We start from the raw sequence: 10,642 nt of genomic DNA on the forward strand, positions 1-10,642 counted from the left end.
GTCTGTTTTCGTAATCCCTTTTTATACCCTACCACATTTGACTGCAACTTAGTATCAGTATCAGTCTCCCAATCTGCTTGAGTTAACGAATTATCTTCAATCTGAGCAACTTGTGTTCCTAATTTTTCATAGTTTAACTGTGTCTGAATTCCTTTTTGGACTGATGCTGTGGCTACCTCTAATCCAAGACAACAGGGCAACAGTAAAGCACTAATTACGAATTTCCAAAACATTGTTTCACGTTCCTCATTTCTCGTTCCCTAAGAAAACTAGGGAATGTCTACTGTGAGACTTTGGTTGAAAAAAGGATTTACGCAGTGAAACGAAAAATTAAGGCTGATTCTGCTGAAGGATAACAAAGCCTCTATAAATGCAATACCATCTACACCAGGGTGAAGGGAGTTCTTGGTGAGCGCTATTTTGTTTTTGGATAATTTCTTTTTAAGAAATGCAGGGAACTCTTAACAGGGAACAGGAGCAAAATTTCGTATCTCAGTGTTGCAAACTCGGGCGAACCCCCGTTACAGCAGCAAGGCTGATTCATTCCAACCTAATTCTTTGTTTCATGTACCAATTTGTGCCATTCTGTATTTAGAAGCTACAAGTGGGTTCTTCCCAGTGATACGCTTTGGAATAGTGAACAGCTTGCCAGCATCTTTGATACTCATCAAAACCGAGACACATCTATACAAAACGTGCCAAAGTGATGTCATCTCCACTAGATGAAAGCTTGAATTTATAAGGCTTTTCTCTAAATGTTAAGGAGTGTAATGTTTTATCAGATTCCTGAAAACTTTAGACCATTTTAACCTTATGATGAGGAAAACTTGTAAAGTTTAGTAAGAAGGAAGTTATTAAACGTGGCTATTCCTCTGCTAGAGTATGCGCCTTTAAGTCAAAATAATCGTGTTGCTGGCTACGAAGTTCCGGGTGATGAACAACCCAGAATCTTCTCTACTGACAACTTGCTTTCTGCTACTGACCTCGATAACTTAATCGAGGCAGCCTACCGTCAGATATTTTTCCATGCTTTTGAGTCTGATCGGGAGCGTTTTTTGGAGTCGCAGCTCCGCAGTGGACAAATTACCGTCCGTGAGTTTATTCGTGGATTGGCTTTGTCCAACACCTTCACTGGTAGCTTCTATAACCTCAACAGCAACTACCGCTTTGTTGAGCATTGTGTTCAGCGGATTTTGGGACGCGATGTTTACAGCGAACGGGAAAAAATTGCTTGGTCAATCGTGGTAGCAACCAAAGGTCGGGCTGGCTTCATCAATGATCTGCTCAACAGCGACGAATACCTAGAGAACTTTGGTGACACCATTGTTCCCTACCAGCGTCGTCGGGTTCTGCCTTCAGGAGCCAGCGAATTGCCCTTCAACATCAAGTCTCCGCGCTACGATGAATACTATCGTGCGAAACTCGGCTTCCCGCAAATTATCTGGCAAACCATTGTACGTCGCTACACTCCACCCGACAAGCAGCCTAAGGCAGGTGATCCAGCTCTGTTTGCATCAATGGCTCAGAGTATTAATCCAACAGGTAATCCTCCGCAACAGATCTCGCCTTACAACATTGATTACGAAAAAGCAGTACCTTATCGCCGCCGGTAATTAGGGCTGCTTATTTAGCAAACACGATACAGCGTGAGTGTAGTCTTCCAAGATAGAGGAGTCAGAATTCAGGTGCTAGGGTTCAGAAAAGGTTTTTCTGAATCTTGAGTTCTGAAATCTGGCTCCTTATTTGCTCAAGTTGATTTTTCGGCTTACTAACGTTATTTATCACTCTGTGAAGAAACACAGTAGGTGGTCTGAGATTTCGCAACGAATTCAAAGCCTAAGATTTGTGTTTTTGCTGTCGCACAAGCATCTAGAGTCTTGGTTTCAAAGCAAGCTAAACACTTTTTAATTTGCCAGTCTATGGCAACAATCTATAATTTAGTAAACCTGATAGATACCAGGTGCAACTTTGTGGATTATTCTTGGCAATCGAATTCTTTTTTTTTGAAGAGGTGGCAATATTATCAATATATTCCTAGTGATAACTAGGAAGATTACATAAAAAATTATCACAAGTAAAGAAAATCTATAGAATAAATATTTAGTAAAATACTACTTTCAATGAATAGATGGCTGTGAGCAACCACGAACAAGTTGGCAGAAGTTTAACTCTTTTAAATCAAGCTTTGTACCCTTATATAAAAAGGGAGATGCAAAAAGTCTATGGTGAGGTTTGGCTCACAATTGCCCTATCATGTATGTCTTGTTATTCAGTGCTAAAAGATAACCTAAAAGATAACTTAGAAGACATTCTACGTGATGATGTTTCTGCTTTATTAGAAGTTATAGTAGGGCAGTGGGATAACGTCTTCAGCAAAAAATTAGGTAACACTGAGCGTGCTTTTGTTAGTGAACTCATTGAAACCACCAAGACTTGGAAGCATCAATCTCGCTTTTCAGTTGATGACACTTATCGCACTCTCGACACAATAACTCGACTTCTCAAAGCTATCTCTATATTAGAGGCAAATGTTGCAGAACAACACAAGCAAAAAATACTAGAAAAACTTCTTTCTCCGCCAGGTGAAAAAGCGGCTATTACAGAAACATTAGCTGAAATTATTAAACAACAAAGCTTCCAAAATATTTCTCTTTTGCGCCGTGCGCTGACACACCGTTCTTATGTCCATGAAAACCCCCAAGAAGGAGAACACAACGAACGTCTAGAGTTTCTCGGTGATGCTTTGTTGACTTTTTTAAGTGGTGAATACCTTTATCGTCGTTATCCACAAAAGGGAGAAGATGAGTTAACTCGTCGGCGTTCTGCGCTGGTTGATGAAAAGCAACTGGCAAAGTTTGCAATTGAGGTTGGCTTAAACTCCAGAATGCTTTTAGGTAAAGGTGCAACTTTAGAACGAGGTTACCAAAATCCCAATTTACTCAGTAGCGCCTTTGAAGCAGTGATCGCCGCTTACTACATAGACAACAATTATGATATTGAAGCAGTGCGTGCTGTTGTAGAACCGCTGTTTGATTCTGTCCCTGAAAGTATTGTGGAGTTTCGCTCAAATGTAGACTCTAAAAATCGGTTTCAGGAATGGGTGCAACGCAACATCACTCAAATACCGCCTAAATATATCACAGTTCAAGTAGGTGGTTCTTCTCACGCTCCAGAATTTATAGCTAAAGTATTTGTGGGAGATAAAGAGTATGGAGAAGGCAAAGGTCGCAACAAGAAAGATGCGGAGAAGGCTGCGGCTGAGGATGCGCTGGCTAGGCTAAAACAATGAAGGTGAGTTTGAGGTATCTCACACTTCTACTTTTAACGGCAAAGTCACAGTAAAAGTAGAACCAACTCCCATCTGCGAGACTAAGCTTATTTCACCCTGCAACAGTTTCACCAGCCGTGAAACTATTGCCAAGCCCAAGCCAGTACTTCCGGGAAGGAAGGATTTACTAGCAGAACCAATGCGAAAGTAGGGTTCAAAAATTTGTACTTGGTTTTCTGGCTCAATTCCAATTCCAGTATCGGAAACTGTAACACTCCACTTGTCAATGTCTAAAGTTTTACACTTAATTTTTATCGTTCCTGACTCTGTGTAGCGAATCGCATTACTAACAAGATTCGTTACAATTTGCTGTAATCGTAATGCGTCTGTTACAACTTCGTTAGGAGCACGGTTGCAATTAATAATAATTTGTAAATTTTTATGACTAGCCAAAGGCTCCAGCATTTCGTAAACATTTCTGATTAATTCATGCACATTGATTGGCTCTGAGTGTAGTTTCATTTGCCCGGCATCATAGCGAGAAATCTCTAGTGCATCGTTAATCAGGTGAAGTAATTGTCTCCCGCTGCGTAACACGCGGTCAATGTGTTCTAGATGGGTAAAGGAATCTTTTTCTTCTGATTTTTGGCGTTGTAAGCGCAAAAACAAATCTGAGTAACCAATAATTGAAGTTAATGGGTTTTTGAGTTCGTGCGCTAGATACGATAAATTATCTTGATTTGCTCGCACTAAGCGAGTTAGTTCCTGATTATTAAGGGTTAACTGATTTTGCAGCTGCTCTAGTTCTGTTAATCGCTCTTGTGTGTAACTTTGGAAACAATAGGCTATTGCTTCATCCAACACCATATCAATCAAATGCACGGCTCGCATCACTTCTTGTGCTGATGCTTTCAGCCATTCTGGTTCTAAATTAACAAATATAGTATTACGCAAAAGCCGATACTCTCGTGCAATTTCTGCTGCATCGAAACCTTGTTCAGCCCTAAGAGTTCCATGATGCAAACTTGCCTGAACTAAGGGTTGGACTTCATCATCTTGATATTGAGAAAGCACAGTTGCAAGCGCCAAGAGGACATGGTCAACATGATTTTTAATGGCTGTACGAGTTAGATTATTGGTGCTGGAAATCTTTTTATCCCGACGAACAGCTTCCACCCACTGTTTTATAATCTTCTGAGTTTTATCCCGCAGCAATTGACTAAAATCTTTCATCACTCATGGGTGGATAAACATACAAATAGAATAAATCATTCTATTATTTAGATCTTAAGCATAGGAGTACTACATTGTATTTACTAAAAACATGTAATAATTAGAAATAAAAGTACATAATATACGGGTGATGTTTATCCATCTAAAGATCAATGAATTTTCTTTCTAACAAGACTTGTTTTTTAGCCAAAAAAAGTATATCCTAGGGTTGCTTGACGCTATTATTTACTGGTGTTACATTTATCATAAATAAGAGTAAGTCAGCCTAATCCAATGAATTGCATTGCATAAGTTGGAGCGGAGGAACCAACGTATGGGGCGTATCTTAGCTAGAAGGAACAAAGAGTAGATGTATGTTTTCGCTTCTTGTTTTTTGCTTCTTCTAATAGAAGGGTATCTCTCAACCCTAGCCCGTCAGCTAACTTCGTAGGCAATGAGAGGAGACTGAAGAGACAGCATGATTGTAATGCTCTGATCTCATCAGTATCCTTGGCTGGTACTGCTCGGATTAATTGTACCCGCACTTGAATCTGTTGAGGTCACCAATGATATTGCAACTGAATGTAGCTGCCATTTTGGCGGTTGCTAGTCGAACAGCTTGGAAACGCGCTAAACCCGTTATTGTACGGGATACTGTCTTACTACCTCTGCTTGGTTTTTTGGGCGTTATTGTTGTCTGGTGGATTATTGCCCTTGCAAACCATGAGTTAATGCCTACTCCACCTGAGGCGTTAGTAGCTAATTTAGATTATATCCTTAACCCATTTTTCCAAAGAGGACCAGGTAACCTTGGTATCGGCTGGCTGTTAATAGCAAGTATCCGACGGGTCTTACTAGGTTTTGCTCTAGGTGCTTTAGTAGCAATTCCAGTTGGTTTTCTCATCGGGATGTCAAGAACGGCAATGATGATTCTTAATCCCATTATCCAAATCTTCAAACCCGTATCACCCTTGGCATGGCTTCCGATTGCTCTTGCGATTTTTAATTTGGCAGATCCATCAGCAATTTTCGTGATTTTTATCACTTCTTTGTGGCCAACAATTATTAACACTGCTCTGGGAGTTTCTAGTGTTTCCAAGGATTATATAGATGTGGCACGAGTTCTAGAAATGCCCCGTTGGCGAAGAATTACAAAAATTATTTGGCCTGCAAGTTTACCCTACATTTTTACAGGTTTGCGAATTAGTTTAGGAATTGCTTGGTTGGTTATCGTTGCTGTAGAAATGCTGACAGGCGGTATTGGAATTGGCTTTTTTGTCTGGGATGAGTGGAGTCGCTTAAATCTCAATTCCGTTTTTCTTGCTGTGCTAGTCATTGGTTTAACAGGTTTGTTCCTGGATTACGCTATTGGCAGAATACAAGCTTTTGTTACTCGTCGCCCAATAACTTCAAATTAGTTATTTATTAGCGGTCAGTCATTGATAAACATAATAGATTTCACTGCGTTATCGCACCCTCATCTGACTGCCTCTGATAAAGGTGCGTTACAGTTGGGACATCTGTTTCATCGATGCAAATTTGACATGCATGAAATCTTTTTAAATAGCTGATGAATTGTATGGGTTAAGGGAGATAAGTATTCAAAATTAAAAGAAAAAACTCACTGTTTAACAAGCAGCCTACCTGCTGGAACTCTACAGAAATGAAATCTGTGACAGCCGAAACAAGAACTTTTGTACCTTCGTAGTTAATATTCTGAGTCATTTCGCCGCTGCAGGAGGTTTTTTATGAGTCACAATAACACAAATAACTGGACGCGACGAGACTTTATCACAGGAGTGGGAGCAACAGCATTTGCGACTGGACTTTCTTCTTGTGCCATTAATGCTAACCGTGCCCCTAAAGAATTGTCAAAAGCGGCGTTGGCGACCGAACCAGTAGTAGACCCGAAGACACTGGAAAAACCTAACATTACAGTAGGGTATGTGCCGGTGAATGACTGCGCTCCCTTTGCTATAGCCTGGGAGAAAGGATTTTTCCGCAAGTATGGTTTAAATGTCACCCTCAGCCGTGAAGCCAGCTGGGGTACGTCTCGTGACGGCATTATTTTTGGACGCCTTGATGCTTCGCCAGTGGTGAGTGGTGCGGTGACAAATGCGAGAACCGGTGCAGAAGGCGCACGTCATGCTCCCTTATGTGCAGCTATGACAATTCACCGTCACGGTAATGCGATGACGATGAATAAAGCAATGTGGGAGTCTGGGTTGCGTCCTTGGCGAGACTATAACGGCAATTTAGAAGAGTTCGGACGAGATTTTCGCAACTACTTTGAAAAATTACCATCTGAGAAACGAGTTTGGGCAGTGGTGCTGAGTTCAGCAATTTATGAATACTTTATCCGCTACTTGGCGGCGGCTGCTGGAGTTGCTCCTGATAAAGAATTTCGCATTATCATTATCCCACCACCCCAGATGGTAGTAAATATGAGAATTGGGGCGATGCAAGGATATATGGTGGCGGAACCTTGGAATTCACGGGCAATTTCTGGCAATGACGGAATTGGCTTCACCTTCGCTCAAGGTAGAGAAATTTGGCAAGGACACCCAGACAGACTTTTAGGTGTGATGGAGTCTTTCATCAAAGAAAATCCTAAAACTTATCGTTCTTTGGTGAAGGCAATGATAGAAGCTTGTCGCTATTGTAGCGACACAAAAAACCGGGAAGAAGTCGCTCAAATTCTCACGAAAAAGTCATTTACAGGAGCAAAGCTCAAATTAACTAAACCAGCTATTGTTGGTGACTACAATTATGGTGGTTTTGATGGTCAACAACGAGTTTGGAAAGCACCGGAAACGACAATATTCTTTGATAAACCTGCGAACCTTGTCAAAGCACCAAATGACCATTCCACTTTTCTCTGGCAATCTCAAAGTATTTGGCTAATGACTCAGTCGGCTCGTTGGGGACAAATTAAAGAAATACCAAAAAATGCTCAAGAATTGGCACGTAAAGCTTGGCGAACTGACTTGTATCGAGAAATTGCTGCTGAAATGGGAATTGAATGTCCAAAAGAAGATTACAAGGTAGAACAAGCGGAACTCTTTATCGATAAAAAAGCTTTTGATCCCAGTGATCCAGTGGGATATCTTAAGAGTTTTGAAATTAGAGCTAACAGTCCTAAATCTTTCTTTATGTCTTAAGATGAGCAAATTAAACTTGATTGTGTAGACTGTTCTTTGTCATTCATGAATGACTTGATTTAGAAACTAATAATAAATCACTAATAAATAGACTGTTGTAGGAGTGTCAAATGAAATCTACCTCTTTCTCAAAAGATGCCTATGATACGACTTCACCTAGTCGTGGATTTCTAGAGATTGAAAACTTACACAAATCATATCCAACACCTGATGGCAATCAATTTGTTGTTTTAGATAACGTTAATTTGACAGTAGGGGAAGATGAATATATTTCTGTTATTGGTCACTCTGGTTGCGGTAAATCCACACTTTTGAAGATTGTAGCAGGATTAGAAAAAGCGACTTCTGGCTTGGTGCGGTTAGATGGCAAAGAAATTCGTAAACCAGGGGCTGAACGCATGATGGTGTTTCAACACTATTCGCTTTTACCTTGGTTAACTGTGCGGGAAAATATCCGGCTTGCTGTAGACGAAGTGCTCAAAGATGCCAATCGCACTGACAAAATTAGCATTGTGAACGAACACCTAGCAATGGTAAATTTAACAGCTGCAGCAGATAAATATCCTGATGAAATTTCTGGTGGTATGAAGCAGCGGGTGGGTATTGCCAGAGCATTGGCAATTCGCCCAAAAATGTTGCTGATGGATGAACCTTTTGGAGCGTTAGATGCACTAACTCGCGGAAAATTGCAGCGGCAAGTATTGGATATTTGGGAAAATCACCGACAGGCGGTCATGATGGTGACCCATGATGTGGATGAGGCTATTTATATGTCAGATCGCATTGTTCTTATGACTAATGGACCTGCGGCTAATATTGGGGAGATACTGGAAGTACCGTTTCCTCATCCACGCGATCGCAATGCCATGAGGAACTCAAAAGAATACTACGAACTCCGCAACTACGCGCTCAACTTCCTGGATCGGTATTTCACCCAAGACGAGTAACTGAAAAAATTCGTCATTCGTCATTTTCAAGTCAATTACGGTTTATAAACGACAAACGAGTTATTGTTTTTGTAAATTTTTCTTAGTGGTGGTAATAAAGTTATGAATCTTAAACCTATCTTGGTGCGTCTGCAGAATGCGCTTGGAAGAGACGATTTAATTGAGCAAATGGTACTCATCACCGTGCCAGAAAAACCTTTGTCTGTACAAGATCAATCCGCAAAATCAGTCAATTTAATCGTTGGTTATAATAGCTCTCCCAACAGTCATACCGCGTTAGATATTGCCTTATTAATGGCTCATCAAACACGTTTAGCCACAAAGGCGCAAGTGACAGTTCAAGTTGTCTATGTGATAGAGGAACATCAGAGAAGTCATCGTGGAGACGTTTTGCAAAGAGAGAAATTTGTCAGTCAGCGTGTTACGGAACAAAATCCACCACACTGTTCAACCAGCTTCTCCTTAGTTGGCTTTGATACAGGTGTGACAACTCAACTAAAAATGCAGGATAACGCAGCCTGTTCCCAAGAAATGTTGATAGATAAATTTGCACAAGCAGAATGTATTCTTCGCCAAGCAAGTTGTCTAGCTGCAGAATGGAAAAGTTCTTTTAAAGCTCATCTTCGCTTTGGTTGTATTGCCAAGGAACTGAGGAAAGTTGTTAAATCAGAAGCTGCTAATTTACTCTTACTCGGCTGTAACTCTGTTGATCATCCAATAGTTCAACAGCTTGGTTCTAACTTCCCTTGTTCAGTACTGGGTATACCAAATTTTGTCCCTTTTGGATGAGTGATATTATGTCCGATTAAATCACCGTCCCCAGCAACCGAAGCGAATTTGAGTGCGTGTCCGTAATACCATTTCTTGGTAAAGCTCTAATATACAACGCACTCAAATTCATAAAGTAAAACCGCTGTACACAAGACTTGTGTACAGCGGTTATGGTTTGTTGCCTGTTAGCTTGTATGTTTTTGGGCTAAGTCAGAGGAGGAAAATTGTTTACTTTCTGGAACTGTTAGCTGGTTGGTACTCGTCTATTGACCTCGGCTAGAAAAGTTATTGACATATATTTCTAACTGTCTTGATAACTATACTAGGAAATTTAGTAATAAGCAACTACTCATTTATAAAGAAATATTATTAACTCGTGTGAGGATATAGATTTTGAGTATCAACAGGAGAAATTGCCTGAAAGCTAAACGGTTGAGGCTTTAGCAAGTACTCACTCGTCTCAGAAAATTGTGATCAGACTAGTACTCCACCAAGGCAACTTTGAGGGGCAAAGGAATGAACCGCAGAGGCGCAGAGAGCGCAGAGTGAAGAGAAAAGAGGATGAGTCTAGAAATGAGTTTACTTGGCAAAGTTGCTGTGGCAGACTACTAGCTAATAATTCTGAATTAGATGTAAAATATTATCAATAACTTCCTTATGGCTCACCAAAACAAGTGCAAACTGCTTCTAAAAAGCAGATGCAATTTCTGGCGTGGGGGATAGGGTATCTATCGCAATCCGTTGAGGAGTTGTGAGAATTGAAAAACAAAATCCCCGACCTCTGGTGAGAAGTCGGGGACTTTGTTTCTCGCGTCTACAAAATTTCTGACTAGTAGCCGATGAAGTGCAGAACATCACGCAAGACGCTGTAGCCAGCCAAATCCCAAAGCAAGTAAGCCAGAAAACCAATCGCTGCCAAGCGACCATTCCATAGTTCAGCTTGGGGGTTCAAACCAAACACAAAAGCGTTACGATCTACACCGTTGTAAGCTTTAGCAACAGGTGGTAAATCAGTAGAGGGGCGAGTTTCAGGAGTTTGCATTGTTTTTTCCTCTAAAGTTCAGTTGATATTTGATAAACAGACGTAGCATGCACTTTCACAAAATTTCTGACTAGTAGCCGATCAAGTGCAGAACATCGCGCAGGACGCTGTAGCCAGCCAAATCCCAAAGTAAGTAAGCTAGAAAACCAATCGCTGCCAAGCGACCATTCCATAGTTCAGCTTGGGGGTTCAAACCAAACACAAAAGCGTTACGATCTACACCGTTGTAAGCTTTAGCAAC

The 10,642-nt window shown here is 40.8% G+C and carries 10 protein-coding genes, 1 pseudogene and 1 riboswitch; of the genes and pseudogenes, 7 read left to right on the plus strand and 4 right to left on the minus strand.

What is annotated here, in order from left to right; translation table 11 throughout:
* The coding region (locus tag DP116_RS18480; protein WP_169156563.1) for a hypothetical protein at positions 1–233 on the minus strand (233 nt) is incomplete at its 3' end.
* Positions 234–860: 627 nt separating this feature from the next.
* Between DP116_RS18480 and DP116_RS18485 the strand changes: the two genes are divergently transcribed.
* From DP116_RS18485 to rnc, 3 genes and pseudogenes are all read left to right on the plus strand, one after another.
* Positions 861–1,613 carry a phycobilisome rod-core linker polypeptide gene (locus DP116_RS18485; RefSeq protein WP_169156564.1) on the plus strand — a complete coding sequence of 251 codons (753 nt, stop codon included), beginning with the start codon at positions 861–863 and terminating at the stop codon, positions 1,611–1,613.
* 515 nt (positions 1,614–2,128) lie between these two features.
* A pseudogene (locus tag DP116_RS29470) lies at positions 2,129–2,503 on the plus strand (Swt1 family HEPN domain-containing protein); the annotation flags it as partial.
* A 93-nt stretch (positions 2,504–2,596) separates the two neighbouring features.
* Complete coding sequence (rnc, locus tag DP116_RS29475; protein ID WP_422614234.1) at positions 2,597–3,289, plus strand: ribonuclease III; 693 nt, start codon at positions 2,597–2,599, stop codon at positions 3,287–3,289.
* An 18-nt stretch (positions 3,290–3,307) separates the two neighbouring features.
* On the opposite strand, the gene DP116_RS18495 is transcribed toward rnc, so the two are convergent.
* Entirely contained in the window at positions 3,308–4,501 is a 1,194-nt protein-coding gene (locus tag DP116_RS18495; protein WP_169156566.1) for a sensor histidine kinase, read from the minus strand.
* A 252-nt stretch (positions 4,502–4,753) separates the two neighbouring features.
* A riboswitch (cyclic di-AMP (ydaO/yuaA leader) is annotated at positions 4,754–4,949 on the plus strand.
* A gap of 97 nt (positions 4,950–5,046) precedes the next feature.
* Here DP116_RS18495 and ntrB point away from each other — a divergent pair.
* The 4 genes from ntrB (at position 5,047) to DP116_RS18515 (ending at position 9,377) form a co-directional block, all read left to right on the plus strand.
* On the plus strand, positions 5,047–5,898 hold the full coding sequence (gene ntrB / locus DP116_RS18500; protein WP_169156567.1) for a nitrate ABC transporter permease: 852 nt from the start codon (positions 5,047–5,049) through the stop codon (positions 5,896–5,898).
* A 330-nt stretch (positions 5,899–6,228) separates the two neighbouring features.
* Complete coding sequence (locus DP116_RS18505; RefSeq protein ID WP_169156568.1) at positions 6,229–7,641, plus strand: ABC transporter substrate-binding protein; 1,413 nt, start codon at positions 6,229–6,231, stop codon at positions 7,639–7,641.
* 110 nt (positions 7,642–7,751) lie between these two features.
* Positions 7,752–8,588, plus strand: a complete 837-nt coding sequence (locus tag DP116_RS18510; protein ID WP_169156569.1) for an ABC transporter ATP-binding protein — start codon at positions 7,752–7,754, stop codon at positions 8,586–8,588.
* Between the two features lie 102 nt (positions 8,589–8,690).
* A complete protein-coding gene (locus tag DP116_RS18515; RefSeq protein ID WP_211173369.1) occupies positions 8,691–9,377 on the plus strand; it encodes a universal stress protein in 687 nt (228 codons plus the stop codon).
* 811 nt (positions 9,378–10,188) lie between these two features.
* Here the strand turns inward: DP116_RS18515 and DP116_RS18520 are convergent.
* On the minus strand, positions 10,189–10,401 hold the full coding sequence (locus DP116_RS18520) for a high light inducible protein (RefSeq protein WP_169156570.1): 213 nt from the start codon (positions 10,399–10,401) through the stop codon (positions 10,189–10,191).
* Between the two features lie 70 nt (positions 10,402–10,471).
* Positions 10,472–10,642: high light inducible protein (locus DP116_RS29480; RefSeq protein ID WP_169156574.1), on the minus strand; the 171-nt coding region annotated here is incomplete at its 5' end.

It is taken from the genome of Brasilonema bromeliae SPC951, from assembly GCF_012912135.1.
GTDB lineage: Bacteria > Cyanobacteriota > Cyanobacteriia > Cyanobacteriales > Nostocaceae > Brasilonema > Brasilonema bromeliae.